Below are 16,221 nucleotides of genomic sequence, written 5' to 3' on the forward strand. Positions count from 1 at the left end.
GAGGCGTTGAGCTAACTGATACTAATTGCCCGTGAGGCTTAACCATACAACACCCAAGGGGTTTTGACGGACTCAGATAGAACATTGAATGTGTAGAGCGAGCATTAAAAACAGCTTTCCAAGATTTTAACGAATTTGCTTGGCGACCATAGCGTTATGGACCCACCTGATTCCATGCCGAACTCAGCAGTGAAACGTAACAGCGCCGATGGTAGTGTGGGGTCTCCCCATGTGAGAGTAGGACATCGCCAGGCTTCTAATTTTCTTTCACTTTTTGAAAAAGTGAAGACAAAAAGCAGAAGAAGCCCTGACCTGACGGTCAGGGCTTTTTGCATCTTTATCTTCCTATATTCGACACTTCTTTACTTTAATGCCATCAGTATTCCAGATATCGCCCACGATATTCTTGCTAATAACTCGCATGTTGTTTCCATGCCAGATCACATCATCAACATAATTGGTAACACTATGGTTTTATTGTGATTGTCAGCATTTCTTTTCCTAATTTAGGTTCTCGATAAAAGGACACTTTGGCTGAGGAATTGGAGATAACGTAGCCAAGATCTAAAGAGAATGATCGATCTAGCTCTCAAGGGAGCATAAGCAAAAAGGAATACTTGCTATGTTGAAAATTATCAAATCTCTCGCGTTTATCCTTCTAGCCGCTGTGTTACCAGTTCAGGCTGAGGAGAACAAAATTGGAGACACATTTGCTGTTATTTGGGAATACACAACGGATGATGTTGACCTGATTCGTAAAAGTCTTTCTACTCAATCTGGAGAGTTACTAAAGCTCTGGGAGCAAGGCATCGTGGAGAATGCGTATTTGGCTGAAGAGCAAGACTTTGAGAATGGTACCGACATTCTTAATATCGTGTTTTTCATCAAAGCAAACTCTAAGGCTGGAGCAGAGAAAATTTTGAATGAATTTACCTTTGTGAAAAAAGGTATCGCGAAATACGAACTGTATCCAGTGGGATTGTTATGGCTTAAAACTTTCGAAGATGCAGCGAAAAATTAGCCTATACCCTGCGGCAAGACATCTCTTGCCGCCAATCCCCAGGTAAAGCGTCTTTTCTCCCGTTTTTTTACCTCTATTACCGACAATGTCCCGACTAGCTTCTACACTGTCAGCACTTGTTATCTGACAGGAACCTGAGTCATGCCATCACAACGTTCTAAGCGATTGAGAAAGAAACTGTATCTGGATGAATTTGCAGTTTTTGGCTTTGTGATCAGCCTGAAGCTGAATACGGAAAGTTATGAGGAGCTGGATGTTTTTATCGAGTCACTTGCTGAGTTTGCTGAATCCCGGCATCTGCTTGTTGGCGGTGGGGGTATGAGTAATATCGAGTTGGTTATAGGTTCCGCTCTCAGATATGGCTCTGCGACAGAGCAGGATAGGAAATCAATCAAAACATGGATTGAAGAGCGTAATGAAGTTGAATTGCTGAAGTTGGGACCGCTTGTCGATCTCCATCAACTGGAGTTTGTCGATTAATTAAAACAAAAGGATCCGGATGACCGGATCTCTATTGTCTTCTTGGATTATTGAGTGTTCAGGCGTGCCATAAAGAGCGCATCGACGTATTTTCCATTTCGAAACGCGTAATCAACCGCTATACCTTCCTGCCTAAAACCAAACTTTTGATACAAGGCAATCGCGGCTTCATTGTCACTATAAACGGTTAACTCGATTCGGCGCAGGTTCAGCCAGTTATCCGCCAAGTCTATCATTGCGGTAAGCAAAGCGCTGGCGACGCCTTTTCCGGTGTGCTCGTCATGCACGGCCATACCAAATTGTCCGACATGGCGTCTTCGTCCTTTACGGTTGGCTTCAAAGCCTAATTGACCAACTATCTCACCATTCTCTTCTGCGACCAGGCAGTAAATGTCATCCGGTAGATTATTGAGTCGTTTTTCCCACATCGTGAGCGATGGTAGTGGCATTTGCAGTGTGCCAGCTTGTGCTTTCGGGCAGGCATAAAGTTGCTGAATAGCAGGAATATCGCGAGGTTCTACAGGACGAACAGTTACAGGCATAGTCACTCCTTAGGTAATGCCAGAGGGACTTTTCATCATTGCTTGCAACTGACTGCTAAGCAAGTAGTTTTTTAGTTGGTGATTGCTTACTTTTATCACTCAAGGTGAAGGTCTAGTGGTGTTTTACTATCGCGTCCGCCGATCTCACGGGTCAGGCGTGGCACCATGTAGCCAGAGACCTCTTTGATAAGGCCAGACATCAGCTTTTTGGCTTCGTCGTCATCGACCAGAAAATGCGCGGCCCCTTTTACCTTATCCAATACATGCAGGTAATATGGCAAGATGCCTGCATCAAATAAGTTGTTGCTCAGGTTTTTCAGTGCATCGACAGAATCATTCACACCGCGGAGCAACACACCTTGGTTTAAGAGAGTAACGCCTGCTTGCTTCAGCTTTGTCATCGAAGCTCGAAGCTCGTCGTCAATCTCGTTAGCATGGTTAATATGCGTAACCAGCACCACACCAAGCCTTGATGACTCAAGGATGTGAGTAAGTGCTAACGTCACTCGGGATGGAATAACGATAGGTAAACGTGTGTGGATACGGAGACGCTTGATATGCGGTACAGACTCTATGGCTTCAATCAGCCATTGCAGTTCGTGATCTTTTGCCATCAGTGGGTCGCCGCCTGAAAGGATGACTTCATCCACTTCGGGATGCTGCTGTAAGTAAGTGACCGCTTCGCGCCAGACGTCTTTCCCGCCTTTATTGTCTTCATACGGGAAATGGCGACGGAAACAATAGCGGCAATTAATCGCGCAGCCACCCTTAACAATCATCAGCACGCGGTTTTTGTATTTGTGCAGCAGGCCTGGAACCGTATTGTCCTGCTCTTCAAGTGGATCTGTGGTGAAACCACTGACTTCTTCGAACTCTTCAATCACTGGCAACACTTGACGCAGCAGAGGGTCGTGTGGGTTACCTTTTTCCATACGATTGATGAAGCTTTGTGGCACGCGCTGGGAAAATAGTTCACGCGCGCTGAAGCCAGACGTCCATGCGGAAGGCTCTATATCAAGCTGTTGCAGAAGCTTTTGAGGATCTGAGACAGCATTTGCCATTTCTTTGAGCCAGTTTTGCTCAACAGAAGGCGCATTTCGGGTTATTATGTCCGGCATTTATGACAACTTCGAAGATGTTAAGAGGATAGACATGGCGTCTTTTAGCACCAATGAATTCCGCGGCGGAATGAAAATTATGCTCGATAACGAGCCTTGTGTCATTATCGAAAACGAGTTCGTTAAGCCAGGTAAAGGCCAAGCGTTCAACCGCGTGAAAATCCGCAAATTGCTTTCTGGCAAAGTGCTGGAGAAGACTTTCAAGTCTGGCGACTCTGTTGAAGCTGCTGACGTTATCGATATGGAACTGGACTACCTGTACACCGATGGTGAGTTCTGGCATTTCATGAACGCAGAATCATTTGAGCAAATCGCAGCTGACGAGAAAGCAGTAAGCGAAAACATCAAATGGCTGAAAGAGAACGATCGTTGTACTCTGACTCTGTGGAACGGCAACCCAATCGCAGTGACTCCACCAAACTTTGTTGAGCTGGAAGTGACTGAAACTGACCCAGGCCTGAAAGGCGATACTCAGGGTACCGGTGGTAAGCCTGCAACTCTGATCACTGGCGCAGTTGTGCGTGTACCTCTGTTCATCCAAATCGGCGAAGTGATCAAAGTTGACACTCGCTCAGGTGAATACGTAAGCCGCGTGAAGTAATTTATTACTTCTATGCTGAAAAGCGTCCTTCGGGGCGCTTTTTGCGTATCAGAGCCCCGTAAATTCCAATTCATCTTCGAAAGCACCCTCCTATCATTCCTTGTTGTTATATTTCGTTAAAACCGAATAAATGCAGTTAATGTTTCGAATATTCCTGTTGTGGGTTTTTTGTTACATTTATTCCCGCTGGTGATGAGTAGTTATTCACTTTGGCCCAAAAGCCATACCGCTTTATTCATCAAGCAGCAAATAAGAAGGAAAAGAATATGGATACTAAGAATCTAGGACAGGGTTTAAAAATGGAAGAAAGACGTCAGTTGGCTAGAACAGGTCTCAAAGCAGCGATTATTGGTATACCGCTGCTCGGGTTGGGGCTGACAATTAATAGCTCAGTATTGATGACAGATGCAGGCTACACCTATGTTCACCAGAACAATATGACAGGTGAGCTGGATGTATTTACTGAGCCTGGTATTCACTTTCGGATGCCGTTTTTGTCAAAAATCACGCAGTACGATCAAGTGATCACTGTGTCATTCGGTAACAACGCAGGTGAAGATTTCTACCAACGTCTGGATCCGGTGCAGGTGCGTTTTGCGGACACTTACATCGGCCAAATCCCGGTGACTTACCGCTTTAAGCTAAGCAACGATCCGGAAGCCGTGAAGAAAATGCACCGAGAATTCCGCAACAACAGCAACCTGATTGATGCTTTGTTGGTGAAAAACGCACGAAACGTCACGGTGATCACGGCAACTCAGTACACGGGAGAGGAATTCTTCCAGGGCGGACTGAACCAATTCAAATCCAAACTGGGCGATCAGCTTCGTGAGGGGATCTATTTGACCGAGCGTCGTCAGGTTGAAGTGGAAGAGTTGGACTTGGCACCGGTAGGTTTGGATCAGTCTGATGCCAATAAGCTGCAACGCACCCAACAATTGGTATGGAAAACCGTACCTGTGCGTGATGCGAGTGGTCAGCCAATCCGCCAGGATAACCCGCTGCAGCAATATGGTATTCATGTCACTCAGGTCACCATCGGCGATCCACAACCGGAGAAACAGTTAGACCAATTGTTAGCGGACAAGAAACGACTGGTCGCGGATCGTATCCGTGCGATTCAGGAGCAGGAAACCTCGAAGGCGCAAGCGGAAACCGAGCAGCTTCGTAAAGAAATCCAACGTACCCGTGAAGTACAGGATGCACAGCGTACCAAAGAACTGGCGGTGATTGCCCAACAAAAAGAGGTAGCGGTTGCGCAGCAAATTGCCAAGCGTGAGATTGTTGAGGTAGAGAAAACCAAACAATTGGCGGAAGTGGAGAAATCCAAAGAACTGGCGATGGCTGAAGCCAACCTTGCGATTCAACAGGCTAACGCGAAGGCTGCCGAGTTCGAAGCCCTAGCGATTCTGGCTAAAGGTGAAGCGGAAGCGGCCATATTGAAAGCCAAGTATGATGCGTATGGTGCGAACCGCGATGTGTATCTGGCAGAGCTTAACCGTGATATTTCTACGTCGCTTTATCACAACCTGAAAGACTTCAAAGTTGAAGTGCCAAAACATTACTTTGGTGGCGGTGACGGCGGAAAGATGACCACTAACCTTGATGTGATCACCGGTCTTGGCGCATTGGGAATGATGGAAAAAACCGAAGCCATGCAGAAAGTGCAGCAGTAAAGGCTAAATTCAACAGACCCTAGGTAAACAAAAAGGGAGCAAATGCTCCCTTTTTCTCGTTTTGCTGGCTGTTAAATCATGAAAATGAAGATAACAGACAGGGCGCTGATCAGAAATGCCGTGGCGTAACAGGCGACTTTGCCTGCGGTGCCAGTGTGGAATTTCAGATCGTGCATACCATGGTGTAAGCGGTGCATTGCATGCCACATTGGCAGAGACAGAGTACCGATGGTGAACAGTGCGCCGATGAAGCTGGTGACAAAACCTGTCACGCGCTCGTAGCTCAATGCTTCTGCATCCAGCATGCCCATTGGTGCCATGATGCCCAGAACCAGAATGGTCACAGGGGTGATCATTGCAAACCATGAACCACCTGCACCAAACAGACCCCACCATACCGGTTCGTCAGAACGTTTTGGATTCAAATCGACCACGTTAAATCTCCTCAGATGTCGGGGTTAAACCAGAAACAGAATCACAGCAGAAATCACCGCAACAGCAGCCCACTGCGTCAGGACGATCACTTTCTTATCCAGCAATTTTCCACCGATGCGGATAGGCATCACTTGCGGCATCATGCTGAAGAAAGTCTGTGCATGGAACAGGCTACCCGCGAGTGCCACGATGTTGATCGCGATAACCACTGGGTTTGCCATGAATGACAACCAGCCATTCCATGCCGCTTCGCCAACGACCAGACTGCCTAAACCGAAAGTCAGGCACAGGGTGAAGAAAATCAGCGGAAGCACAGTGGCTTCACGCACCATGTACATGCGGTAGAAAGGATGGTCTTTCCACCAGGTACGCTTCATTTCACGAACGTAAGGTTTACGGTTAGACATCCTTAAGCCTCCACTTTCTTAGAGCCATCTGGCTTGAGCATTGCGATCACGAAGTCTTGTGACGATGCGATCTTGCCTTGGTTTACTGCGCCAGCCGGGTCAACGTTCTTCGGACACACTTCAGAGCAGTAACCCACGAAGGTACAACCCCAAGCGCCGTTTTCACCGTTGATTAGCTTCATGCGCTCAGCAGCACCGTTATCACGGCTGTCGAGGTTGTAGCGGTGTGCCAGTGTCAGCGCAGCTGGGCCAATGAACTCAGGGTTCAGACCAAACTGTGGACATGCCGCGTAACACAGACCACAGTTGATGCAGCCAGCGAACTGCTTGTAGCGCGCCATTTGCTCAGGCGTCTGGTTGTTCGGGCCATCTTCCGGTGTGCGGTCATTACCAATGATGTAAGGCTTGATGGCTTCAAGACGCTCGATGAACGGCGTCATGTCGACAATCAAATCTTTCTCGATAGGGAAGTTCGCCAGTGGCTCGATGGTTACACCGTCTGGGTAATCACGCAGGAAGGCTTTACATGCCAGTTTTGGCACCTTGTTGACCATGATGCCGCACGAACCACAGATCGCCATGCGACAAGACCAGCGGTAAGACAGATCTTTGTCCAGGTGATCCTTGATGTAACCCAATGCGTCCAGTACAGACATGGTTTCATCAAATGGCACGTCGAAGGTTTGCAGACGTGGTTCGTCATCTTTCGATGGGTCGTAGCGAAGAATGCTGACTTTCTGAATGCGGTTTGCTGACATTATGCCTGCTCCTTCTCTGCTTTTTCAGCCTTCTTCGCTGCTGCTTCTGCTTCTTCTGCAGCGGCGCCGTAAAGACGTGCTTTAGGCTGAGACTTGGTGATTTTCACGTCACTGTATTTAATCGTTGGTGCACCTTCTGGGTTATAGAACGCCAGCGAGTGCTTCAGGAAGTTCTGGTCATCACGCTCGGTGCAACCGTCATCCAGACGCTGGTGCGCGCCACGGGATTCACGGCGAAGCACGGCGGAGTGCGCCATGGCTTCAGCGACTTCCAGACCGTAGCCCACTTCAATCGCATACAGCAGGTCAGTGTTGAATACCTTGCCTTTGTCTTTGATGCTGATGCGCTTGTAACGCTCTTTCAGCTCAGCCAGCTTGTTGATGGTCTCTTGCATCAGATCTTCGCGGCGGTAGATACCGCAACCCGCTTCCATGGTATGACCCATTTCAGTGCGGATTTCCGCCCAGTTCTCATTGCCTTCTTGAGACATCAGCACATCGATGCGAGCTTTCACTGCTTCCATCTGATTTGCGATTTCAGCTTCGTTCCAGCCTTTGAATTCAGCGGCACGGCCAGCGGCAACTTCACCGGCTACGCGGCCAAAGACCACCAGTTCTGCCAGTGAGTTTGAGCCCAAACGGTTCGCGCCGTGCAGACCGACAGAAGAACATTCGCCCACTGCAAACAGACCTTTAATGCTGGTTTCAGTGCGGGAATCGGTTTCGATACCACCCATGGTGTAATGCACAGTAGGACGGATTGGGATTGGCTCTTTCGCTGGGTCAACGTTCACATACGCTTTTGCCAGCTCACAGATAAACGGCAGACGTTCCTTGAGGTACTCTTCACCCAGATGGCGAAGGTCAAGGTGAACCACGTCCCCCAGTGGGTGCTTGATGGTGTTGCCTTTTTGCTGCTCGTGCCAGAACGCTTGCGAGACTTTGTCACGCGGGCCCAGCTCCATGTATTTGTTCTTTGGCTGGCCAACCGGCGTTTCCGGACCCATGCCATAATCTTGCAGGTAACGGTAGCCGTTCTTATTGACGATGATGCCGCCTTCACCGCGACAGCCTTCTGTCATCAGAATGCCGGTGCCTGGCAGGCCAGTTGGGTGATATTGAACGAACTCCATGTCGCGCAGTGCCACACCGTGACGGAAAGCCATCGCCATGCCGTCGCCAGTCACGATACCGCCGTTGGTGTTGCAGTTGTAAACACGACCTGCACCACCGGTTGCCAGCACGACAGATTTCGCTTTAATGCAGACCAGTTCGCCTTCTGCCATGTGAATGGCAATAAGGCCTTGTACTTCATTGTCGACAACCAGCAGGTCAACGACGAAATACTCGTCGAGACGTTTGATTTGTGGGTATTTGATCGATGTCTGGAACAGGGTGTGCAGCATATGGAAGCCGGTTTTATCTGCGGCAAACCAGGTGCGTTCAACCTTCATACCACCGAAGCGACGTACGTTTACGTCACCGTTTTCCTTGCGGCTCCATGGGCAACCCCATTGCTCCAGCTGAACCATTTCGCGAGTCGCGTTTTCTACGAAATATTCAACAACGTCCTGTTCACATAGCCAGTCACCACCGCCAACGGTATCGTTGAAGTGGTTGTCGAGACTATCCTCATCCTTGATGACAGCGGCGGAGCCACCTTCTGCGGCCACTGTGTGGGAACGCATTGGGTAAACTTTGGAAACCAAAGCGATTTCCAGCTCTGGGTTTGCTTCTGCAGCAGCAATTGCAGTACGAAGACCTGCACCGCCCGCGCCAATAACAGCGATATCTGTGGTAATGGTTTTCACAGCTATCCTCCGGAGGATTGTTAAAAATTTAAAGATGCTAACCGTGCATCTAACTCAAAAACTTTCCCCATCTTATTAAAGTTAAATCCCGTAAATTTTGACCTGAAAGGGTATTTGTTCCGAGTTTCTGCCTTCTAAAAAGCCAGAGCAGTAGATTTGTGATCCAGGTCGTTAGACAGGAAGAAATCACCTTGTTAAACAGAGGTTGCGCGTCGTTTTCTCTTGTTTCTGACACGTAAAATCTGTCATCGCCACACGCAATTTAACTCTCTCTTTTAAAAAGGAAAAATGGTGAAAATGAGAATGGTTATCGAAAGGAGTTTTGCGCTTTTATTGCGCTAATTCAGTCGCTTGAATGAAAGGGCAGAAAAGGCATTTATGATGTCAATGAAGCGGCGGGTTTCTATCATGGCTTTCGAAAGCTAAAATGCCGCCAGTCATAATGAGATTGAGTGATAGCAATGACCCTTGAATGGCGTCCCACCGCAGAAATTGAAACCCTGAAAGCCAGAGCCAAACTGGTGAACGATATTCGCGGCTTTTTTGCCGAGCGTGATGTGCTGGAAGTTGACACGCCAGCCATGAGTCAGGCGACGGTGACGGATTTTCATCTGCATACTTTCAAGACGGAATTTGTCGGCCCAGGTTTCGCTAAGGGTATCCCGCTTTACATGATGACCAGCCCTGAGTTCCACATGAAACGCCTGCTGGCGGCGGGGAGTGGTGCTATCTACCAAATCAACAAAGCATTTCGTAACGAAGAAGCAGGGCGAAACCACAACCCTGAGTTCACCATGTTGGAATGGTACCGTCCGGGCTTTGACCATCATGCATTGATGGATGAAATGGATGCTTTGCTTCAACTGATTCTGGGCGTTGGCGGTGCAGAGCGAATGACGTATCAGGAAGCGTTCATCAATGTGCTCGGTGTCTGCCCGCTAGAAGGCTCGATGGACGAGTTAAAAGCCGCAGCTAAATCACTCGGATTGTCTGATATCGCCGATCCGGAAGAAGACCGCGATACCTTGCTGCAGCTCTTATTCAGCGTTGGTGTTGAAGAGAAAATTGGCCAAACTGTTCCGGCTTTCGTTTACAACTTCCCAGCATCACAGGCGGCACTGGCGCGAGTGTGTGAAGACGATAACCGTGTGGCGGCGCGCTTCGAGGTCTACTTTAAAGGTATTGAGCTCGCGAACGGTTTTTATGAACTGGACAACGCCGACGAGCAATTGGCCCGTTTTGAAGAAGATAACCGCAAGCGTGAAAAGATGGGGCTGCAAGCCCAGCCTATTGATCATCATTTGATTGAAGCGATTCGTCATGGCTTGCCGGATTGCGCAGGTGTTGCGCTGGGTATCGATCGTCTGAGCATGCTGGCGTTAGGCAAAACCCACATCGATGAGGTGATTGCTTTTCCGGTCGGGCGAGCTTGACCCCGCTCCAATAAAAAACGCCGCATCATGCGGCGTTTTTTATTGGGAATCCTATCAGCTACTGGTAACGATAAGACCTGCGCCAATAACAGCGAGCGCCGCACCTAACCAAGCGCTTGGAGCAGGGCGCACGCGGGTAAACAGCCAAATCAACGGCAGGATCATTACCGGTGTTGTGGAAGACAGTAGCGCGACCATGCCTACTTCTCCCCATTTCAGCGCGTACATAATCAGGGTCATACCGACCGCCATTGCCAAAAAGCCATTCACGACAACCATACCGAAGATACGCCAGTTGATCGGGTTAACGGGTTGCGCGACACGTATCTGGAGGAAAATCAGTGTGCCGTGAGCAAGGAAAGCTGCAATCATCCGGATGGCGGAAGCGGCAATCGGATCCACCCCTTGGGTTAAAACAGGCTTGGCAATGACCCCACCCAACGACTGGCAAAGCGCTGCAGTTAAACCCAATCCCACTGCCACCCAGATATTGCCTTTAGTTTCTTCCCATTGGTGCGCATTACCGCTTTGACGGAAGAAGACCGCAATCATCACCCCGGAGAACACCAGAATGGCACCGAGCAGACGGATCCCTTCTAGCGTTTCACCAAACAGCCAAATGCCAAGCAGGGCAGAAAAGACCGCATGGCAGGAATACAAAAGGCCAGAGCGTCGGGGTCCTATTCGGTTCATACAGCCAAACAGGGCGGTATCGCCAATAAATATTCCGATAAGACCAGACAGTACCATCGGCCAGAGAATATCGGATGAGACGGTTGCCCAGCCACCTGTAAACAAGGCCAGTGTTGTCAGCATCACTGACACACATGCCATCCGCCAGCGGCTATAGGCAAAGCTGCCCAAGTGACGCGCAGGCGTGACAGAAATCAGGCTGGAAATACCCCACAGGAAGGCAGCCCCGAGCGCGAGCCATTCGTAACCCAAGATGACACCTTTAACTTAAAGAACCGGAAAGGAGCGCGAGTTTATCCGCTGAAGCTAGGCGGGAAAAGTGCTCAGTGCGCTTTCCCCGCAAATAGATAGGATCAGTTTAGGACGAGCAGCGCGGCGTAGACAATCGCAAGGCCAACCAGACCCACAATAAGACCGACTTTTGCCATATCTTTGCTTTCAATCAGGCCAGTGGAGTAAGCCAGACTGTTTGGCGGTGTGGATACAGGAAGGATCATGCCAAGAGATGCTGAGAAGGCAACGACGACAAGAAGTCCCTGAATGCCGCCGACAGAAACAAGGCTGTCCATCGACATCGCAACCGCTGCGGCAATCGGCATCAGAAGGTTGGCTGTGGCAGTGTTGGACATGAAATTGGCCATTAACCAGCAAATCATAGAGAGCGTCAGCACCACGGCGAGTGGCGATAAGGCATCGTAATCCACGGCATGAGCCAGCGCAGCGGCCAGCCCGGTTTTGTCGAGCGCCAAACCAATCGCGATACCACCGGCAACCAGCCAAAGCACATCCCAGTTGATAAGCTTCAGCTCTTCCTTGCCCATGATGCCGGTCAGGGTGAATACCGCGAGTGGAATGATCGACACGACATAAGTGTTCATGCCGTGCAGGCTGGTGGTCATCCAAAGCAGGATAGTCGCGGCAAACGTGGCATACACCGTGTAAGCACGCCAGCTTTTTTGAAAAGTACCGTTGAGCTTGAGTTTCATTTCTTCCTGTTCCGTCGGGAAGAGTTTTTGCAGCAGCCACCAGGCAAAGGCAAGTTGCACCACCACAAAAGGCAGACCCATGGTCATCCATTCCAGAAAGCTGATGGCGTTTTCTCCGGTGAGGTATTGCAGTGCAATGGCATTAGGCGGCGTACCGATCGGCGTGGCGATGCCACCAGTATTGGCAGCAATGGGAATACATAGCACCAGTGCTTTTACGCCGTTATCACCGCGAGGAACGGACGCCACAATAGGGGCAAGCAGTGCCAGCATCATAACCGTGGTGGCGGTGTTGGACATAAACATCGAAAACACCGCGGTAATCAACATTAAGCCCAGCATGATAAGGCTCGGCTTGGTGCCGAAAGGCTTGAGTAGAACACGCGCGAGGTTGTTGTCGAGATCGTACTTGGAAGCCGCAATCGCCAGCGCAAAGCCGCCCATAAACAGAATGATAATGGGGGATGAGAAGGCGCTGAAAATGTCGGTGTATTTAATGAGCTCGCCCAGATCATGGCCGGGCACCGCTTCACGGAATAGAGAGAGCCCTTTGTCAGAGATCATAATGAGCTCAAGGGCGATGATCAGGATCGAGGTGGCAAATACCGGCACGGGCTCAAGCACCCAAAGTAGGGCAGCTAGCAGGAAAATCGCCAGCAGGCGATGCTGTATCACAGTCAGGTCATCCAATGGGATCCAATCTATGGGCATCATCAACACACCCAAAGGGACACCAAACGCCACAACAAACTTCAAAATATCAGCGCGGGAAAGGCTTGGCATACGGCAGACTTCCATTCTCAGAAAACAGAAATAAGCGGCCAGTATTTGCTTGTTATTTCATTGTGTTGAGCCGCTCAGTACGAGTTACAGGATACGGAGTGGCCGAGAAAATACTCTGTGTTTGGATAAACTTTGGGCACAAAAAAAGGGCATTGCTGCCCTTTTCGTTTCAGATCACAGTTTGTGTGACCAGTCTGCTTATTCGGCGGTTTGTGCTTCGTTGCCTTCTGTCTCAGCTGATGCTTCAACACCGTTCTGGCGAGCGTAAACCTCACCCATGCGGGTTGGTTTGCCAGGAATGATAGCGTCATCAAAGGTGATAGCGCCTTTCGGGAAGAGGTTGATCACGGTTGAACCCAGCTTGAAGCGACCCATCTCTTCGCCTTTTTTCAGCGTGATGGCTTGCTCGCCTTCTGCTGGGTAATCCCAGCGGCGGATGCTCTGGCCAGTAGGTGGTGTCACCGTGCCTGACCAAACCGTTTCAATGCTGCCGACAATGGTCGCGCCAACCAGAATGTGAGCCATTGGACCGAAAGCAGTATCGAAAATACACACTACGCGCTCGTTACGTGCGAACAGGTTAGGCACGTTTTCTGCGGTCAGCGGGTTGACGGAAAACAGGTCGCCCGGTACGTAAATCATCTGGCGCAGTGTGCCGTCACATGGCATGTGAACACGGTGGTAATCACGTGGTGACAGGTACAGCGTGGCGAAGTCACCATCAGTAAACTCTTCCGCCAGCTTAGCGTCGCCGCCCAGCAGTTCGCAAGCGTCAAAGGTATGGCCTTTCGCTTGAATCAGACGGCCTTTTTCAATAGGGCCAGCTTGGCTCACACATGCATCGGCAGGATGGGCAATCACGCTTGCTTCATCATTCAGAGGGCGTGCGCCTTCTTTTAATTCGCGGACGAAGAAGTCATTAAAGGTTGGATAGCTTTTCGGATCTGGGTTCTTAGCTTCGCTCATTTCCACCTTGTACTGGCGGATAAACCACTTGATCACAGCCGTTGTCAGAAAGCCGGCTTTAGCTGCTGCCAGTTTGCCAACAAGGCGGGTCAGCAGGTGTTTTGGCATGCAGTACTGCAGGCCAATTTTTAAATCGTTAGACACGGTTATTTTCCTAACTCGTATGCGCCCGAGAACGGGCCTGGAATTTAAAAAGCGGCCTAGTTTACAAAATTAACAGGCCGCTAACCAGTTGATGTGTTGTTGGCGAAATGGATCAGTTTTCTTTATTGCGTGAAAACTGACGATTTGCCTTCATCTCAGACATGCTGTCGATGATTTTGTGGTAGCTCTCGAAGCGCTCAACACTGATCTTGCCGTCTTCTACTGCTTCCCGCAGCAGACAGCCTGGATCGTCTTTGTGTTTGCAGTCGCGGAACTTACAGCCACCGAGGAATTCGCGGAATTCTTTAAAGCCTTGTGTCACCTGTTCAGGCTCTAAGTGCCAAAGACCAAATTCACGCACTCCAGGGCTATCAATCAGATCGCCACCATCTGGGAAGTGATACAAACGCGCTGTCGTGGTGGTGTGTTGGCCAAGACCTGAGTTTTCAGAAACTTCACCGATATCGGCATTCACTTCAGGAAGCAGGGCATTCACCAAACTGGATTTACCTACGCCAGATTGACCCACGAAAATGCTTGTGCCATCGGCCAAACGCGCTTTCAGCTCGTCGACGCCTTCACCGCTTTTCTGGCTGACCATCAATACTTCGTAGCCAATTTCGGCGTACAAAGCGAGGATATTCTTAACCATTTCAAGGCCTTCATCGTCCAACAAATCAATCTTGTTGATCACAATAAGGGGCTTGAAGCCAACCTGTTCGGTAGCGATCAGGTAACGGTCTATAATGTTCGTAGACAATTCGGGTAATATCGCGGAAACGATCACCACCTGATCAATATTGGCCGCGACCGGTTTGACGCCGTCATAGTAATCAGGACGGGTAAGCACTGAGTGGCGTTCATGAGCAGCCTCCACAACGCCGGCAATGCCTTGCAGTGTTTCCACGCCAGGACGCCAGACGACTTTGTCTCCGGTCACCAAGCTTTCGATAGAGCGGCGAAGGTTGCAACGGTGGATGATGCCAGTTTGAGTATCTTCGATGTCAGCGTGCTGACCGAAACGGGTGATCACCACCCCTTCACGGGCAGACTCAAGCAGAGATTCGTCCCATTGGACCTCTTCTTGCTGGCGATCGATGCGTTTTTTTTGATTTGTTCGTACTCGGCGTAACTGGCCTTTTGTGAGCTTTTTCTTTTTTGCCACGAGAATGTCGCTAGTTTAGTTGGCTTTCATGTCAGGCTAAGTATGATACATGGTTTACTTGTAAAATAGGCAATTTGGATGTCTTTCAGCGATAAGAATTTAATCTGGATTGATCTTGAAATGACAGGGCTCGACCCAGAAGTACATAAAGTCATTGAGATCGCTACCGTTGTAACAGATGCTGAACTTAATGTGTTAGCTGAAGGGCCTGTGCTCGCCATTCACCAGTCTAATGAAGAACTGGCGAAAATGGACGAGTGGTGCACCAATACTCACACTGGCAGCGGGCTGGTGGATCGTGTGAAAGCAAGCACCGTGAGTGAAACTGACGCGATCAAACAAACGATCGCTTTCCTGCAAGACTGGGTGCCTGCTGGTGTGTCGCCGATTTGTGGCAACAGTGTTGGCCAGGATCGTCGCTTCCTCTATAAGCATATGCCTGAACTGGAACGCTTTTTCCATTACCGTACCGTTGACGTCAGCACGATCAAAGAGTTGGTTCGTCGCTGGGAACCTGAAGTTCTGTCAGGAATCAAAAAACAAGGGACTCATTTGGCACTGGATGATATTCGGGAGTCAATTGAGGAACTTCGTTACTACCGGAGCAAGATCTTTACGATCTGACGGCAAAATAACCAATGCGAAGAAAAATCAAAAATTCTGGATTCAGAGTATTGCATCCGCGATTTTTCTTCGTATAATTCGCAGCCCTGACAGAGACAAATGTCTTTGATAAAGCGACACTAGCTCAGCTGGTAGAGCGCAACCTTGCCAAGGTTGAGGTCACGAGTTCGAACCTCGTGTGTCGCTCCAAAAATTTGAATGATCCGATTGATCGTCGGATGATCTATGCGACACTAGCTCAGCTGGTAGAGCGCAACCTTGCCAAGGTTGAGGTCACGAGTTCGAACCTCGTGTGTCGCTCCAAAATTTGAAATGATTCCGATTGATTGTCGGATGAACGATGCGACACTAGCTCAGCTGGTAGAGCGCAACCTTGCCAAGGTTGAGGTCACGAGTTCGAACCTCGTGTGTCGCTCCAAATTTTGATTTCCTTCGGGAAGCGCAGAACAGGCTAAGCCTAACCTGCTAAAAACAAAAAATAATCCAACACTGTTGTAACAAAAAGCGACACTAGCTCAGCTGGTAGAGCGCAACCTTGCCAAGGTTGAGGTCACGAGTTCGAACCTCGTGTGTCGCTC

16 protein-coding genes, 4 tRNA genes and 1 rRNA gene are annotated in these 16,221 nt (G+C 49.4%); 11 read left to right on the forward strand and 10 right to left on the reverse strand.

Annotated elements, in window-relative coordinates; all coding sequences use genetic code 11:
• Positions 1-138: 138 nt before the first annotated feature.
• The 3 genes from rrf to QL223_RS25345 all read left to right on the forward strand — a co-directional run bounded on the left by rrf (position 139) and on the right by QL223_RS25345 (position 1,501).
• A 5S ribosomal RNA gene (gene rrf, locus QL223_RS25335) occupies positions 139-254 on the forward strand.
• A 368-nt stretch (positions 255-622) separates the two neighbouring features.
• A complete protein-coding gene (locus tag QL223_RS25340) occupies positions 623-1,021 on the forward strand; it encodes a hypothetical protein (RefSeq protein WP_281546323.1) in 399 nt (132 codons plus the stop codon).
• A gap of 141 nt (positions 1,022-1,162) precedes the next feature.
• The gene (locus QL223_RS25345) at positions 1,163-1,501 is read left to right on the forward strand and encodes a 50S ribosome-binding protein YggL (RefSeq protein ID WP_281546324.1); all 339 of its coding nucleotides are present in this window, start codon (positions 1,163-1,165) and stop codon (positions 1,499-1,501) included.
• Positions 1,502-1,548: 47 nt separating this feature from the next.
• On the opposite strand, the gene QL223_RS25350 is transcribed toward QL223_RS25345, so the two are convergent.
• Positions 1,549-2,043, reverse strand: coding sequence for a GNAT family N-acetyltransferase (locus QL223_RS25350; protein WP_281546325.1), 495 nt, complete (start codon positions 2,041-2,043; stop codon positions 1,549-1,551).
• 95 nt (positions 2,044-2,138) lie between these two features.
• The gene (epmB, locus tag QL223_RS25355; protein WP_281546326.1) at positions 2,139-3,161 is read right to left on the reverse strand and encodes an EF-P beta-lysylation protein EpmB; all 1,023 of its coding nucleotides are present in this window, start codon (positions 3,159-3,161) and stop codon (positions 2,139-2,141) included.
• A gap of 34 nt (positions 3,162-3,195) precedes the next feature.
• Here epmB and efp point away from each other — a divergent pair, with 34 nt between their 5' ends.
• Together efp and QL223_RS25365 are read left to right on the forward strand one after the other, a co-directional pair.
• A complete protein-coding gene (gene efp / locus QL223_RS25360; RefSeq protein ID WP_002535616.1) occupies positions 3,196-3,762 on the forward strand; it encodes an elongation factor P in 567 nt (188 codons plus the stop codon).
• 266 nt (positions 3,763-4,028) lie between these two features.
• Positions 4,029-5,438, forward strand: a complete 1,410-nt coding sequence (locus QL223_RS25365) for an SPFH domain-containing protein (RefSeq protein ID WP_281546327.1) — start codon at positions 4,029-4,031, stop codon at positions 5,436-5,438.
• A gap of 71 nt (positions 5,439-5,509) precedes the next feature.
• Here QL223_RS25365 and frdD read toward each other — a convergent pair whose 3' ends face one another.
• Genes frdD through frdA form a run of 4 tightly spaced genes read right to left on the reverse strand, consistent with a single transcriptional unit; the run spans position 5,510 to position 8,849 of the window.
• Entirely contained in the window at positions 5,510-5,872 is a 363-nt protein-coding gene (gene frdD / locus QL223_RS25370; RefSeq protein ID WP_251876766.1) for a fumarate reductase subunit FrdD, read from the reverse strand.
• 24 nt (positions 5,873-5,896) lie between these two features.
• Positions 5,897-6,280, reverse strand: a complete 384-nt coding sequence (gene frdC / locus QL223_RS25375) for a fumarate reductase subunit FrdC (RefSeq protein WP_046303027.1) — start codon at positions 6,278-6,280, stop codon at positions 5,897-5,899.
• Between the two features lie 2 nt (positions 6,281-6,282).
• Positions 6,283-7,038 carry a succinate dehydrogenase/fumarate reductase iron-sulfur subunit gene (locus QL223_RS25380; RefSeq protein WP_046303028.1) on the reverse strand — a complete coding sequence of 252 codons (756 nt, stop codon included), beginning with the start codon at positions 7,036-7,038 and terminating at the stop codon, positions 6,283-6,285.
• Positions 7,038-8,849 carry a fumarate reductase (quinol) flavoprotein subunit gene (frdA, locus tag QL223_RS25385; protein WP_281546328.1) on the reverse strand — a complete coding sequence of 604 codons (1,812 nt, stop codon included), beginning with the start codon at positions 8,847-8,849 and terminating at the stop codon, positions 7,038-7,040. Before frdA ends, QL223_RS25380 begins: the two co-directional genes overlap by 1 nt.
• A gap of 461 nt (positions 8,850-9,310) precedes the next feature.
• Between frdA and epmA the strand changes: the two genes are divergently transcribed.
• On the forward strand, positions 9,311-10,282 hold the full coding sequence (epmA, locus tag QL223_RS25390; protein WP_281546333.1) for an elongation factor P--(R)-beta-lysine ligase: 972 nt from the start codon (positions 9,311-9,313) through the stop codon (positions 10,280-10,282).
• A gap of 54 nt (positions 10,283-10,336) precedes the next feature.
• On the opposite strand, the gene QL223_RS25395 is transcribed toward epmA, so the two are convergent.
• From QL223_RS25395 to rsgA, 4 genes are all read right to left on the reverse strand, one after another.
• Complete coding sequence (locus QL223_RS25395; protein WP_281546329.1) at positions 10,337-11,227, reverse strand: DMT family transporter; 891 nt, start codon at positions 11,225-11,227, stop codon at positions 10,337-10,339.
• A gap of 101 nt (positions 11,228-11,328) precedes the next feature.
• A complete protein-coding gene (locus QL223_RS25400; protein ID WP_281546330.1) occupies positions 11,329-12,744 on the reverse strand; it encodes an SLC13 family permease in 1,416 nt (471 codons plus the stop codon).
• A gap of 198 nt (positions 12,745-12,942) precedes the next feature.
• A complete protein-coding gene (gene asd, locus QL223_RS25405; protein WP_281546331.1) occupies positions 12,943-13,854 on the reverse strand; it encodes an archaetidylserine decarboxylase in 912 nt (303 codons plus the stop codon).
• A gap of 112 nt (positions 13,855-13,966) precedes the next feature.
• Positions 13,967-15,019 (reverse strand): small ribosomal subunit biogenesis GTPase RsgA, encoded by a 1,053-nt coding sequence (gene rsgA, locus QL223_RS25410; protein WP_165018802.1) that lies wholly within the window; start codon positions 15,017-15,019, stop codon positions 13,967-13,969.
• 78 nt (positions 15,020-15,097) lie between these two features.
• On the opposite strand from rsgA, the gene orn reads away from it, so the two are divergent.
• The 5 genes from orn to QL223_RS25435 all read left to right on the forward strand — a co-directional run bounded on the left by orn (position 15,098) and on the right by QL223_RS25435 (position 16,220).
• Positions 15,098-15,643, forward strand: a complete 546-nt coding sequence (gene orn / locus QL223_RS25415; protein WP_281546332.1) for an oligoribonuclease — start codon at positions 15,098-15,100, stop codon at positions 15,641-15,643.
• Positions 15,644-15,756: 113 nt separating this feature from the next.
• Positions 15,757-15,832, forward strand: a tRNA-Gly gene (locus tag QL223_RS25420).
• Between the two features lie 38 nt (positions 15,833-15,870).
• Positions 15,871-15,946 (forward strand) — tRNA-Gly (locus tag QL223_RS25425).
• 39 nt (positions 15,947-15,985) lie between these two features.
• Positions 15,986-16,061, forward strand: a tRNA-Gly gene (locus QL223_RS25430).
• Between the two features lie 86 nt (positions 16,062-16,147).
• Positions 16,148-16,220 (forward strand) — tRNA-Gly (locus QL223_RS25435).
• Position 16,221 lies beyond the last annotated feature (1 nt).

The organism is Grimontia sp. SpTr1 (assembly GCF_947387585.1).
Lineage (GTDB): Bacteria > Pseudomonadota > Gammaproteobacteria > Enterobacterales > Vibrionaceae > Enterovibrio > Enterovibrio indicus.

Bases quoted from the DNA above. Each gene is read 5' to 3' on its own strand.
- QL223_RS25340 (WP_281546323.1), top strand. From the start codon at position 623: ATGTTGAAAATTATCAAATCTCTCGCGTTTATCCTTCTAGCCGCTGTG.
- QL223_RS25345 (WP_281546324.1), top strand. From the start codon at position 1,163: ATGCCATCACAACGTTCTAAGCGATTGAGAAAGAAACTGTATCTGGAT.
- QL223_RS25350 (WP_281546325.1), bottom strand. From the start codon at position 2,043: ATGCCTGTAACTGTTCGTCCTGTAGAACCTCGCGATATTCCTGCTATT.
- epmB (WP_281546326.1), bottom strand. From the start codon at position 3,161: ATGCCGGACATAATAACCCGAAATGCGCCTTCTGTTGAGCAAAACTGG.
- efp (WP_002535616.1), top strand. From the start codon at position 3,196: ATGGCGTCTTTTAGCACCAATGAATTCCGCGGCGGAATGAAAATTATG.
- QL223_RS25365 (WP_281546327.1), top strand. From the start codon at position 4,029: ATGGATACTAAGAATCTAGGACAGGGTTTAAAAATGGAAGAAAGACGT.
- frdC (WP_046303027.1), bottom strand. From the start codon at position 6,280: ATGTCTAACCGTAAACCTTACGTTCGTGAAATGAAGCGTACCTGGTGG.
- QL223_RS25380 (WP_046303028.1), bottom strand. From the start codon at position 7,038: ATGTCAGCAAACCGCATTCAGAAAGTCAGCATTCTTCGCTACGACCCA.
- epmA (WP_281546333.1), top strand. From the start codon at position 9,311: ATGACCCTTGAATGGCGTCCCACCGCAGAAATTGAAACCCTGAAAGCC.
- QL223_RS25400 (WP_281546330.1), bottom strand. From the start codon at position 12,744: ATGCCAAGCCTTTCCCGCGCTGATATTTTGAAGTTTGTTGTGGCGTTT.
- orn (WP_281546332.1), top strand. From the start codon at position 15,098: ATGTCTTTCAGCGATAAGAATTTAATCTGGATTGATCTTGAAATGACA.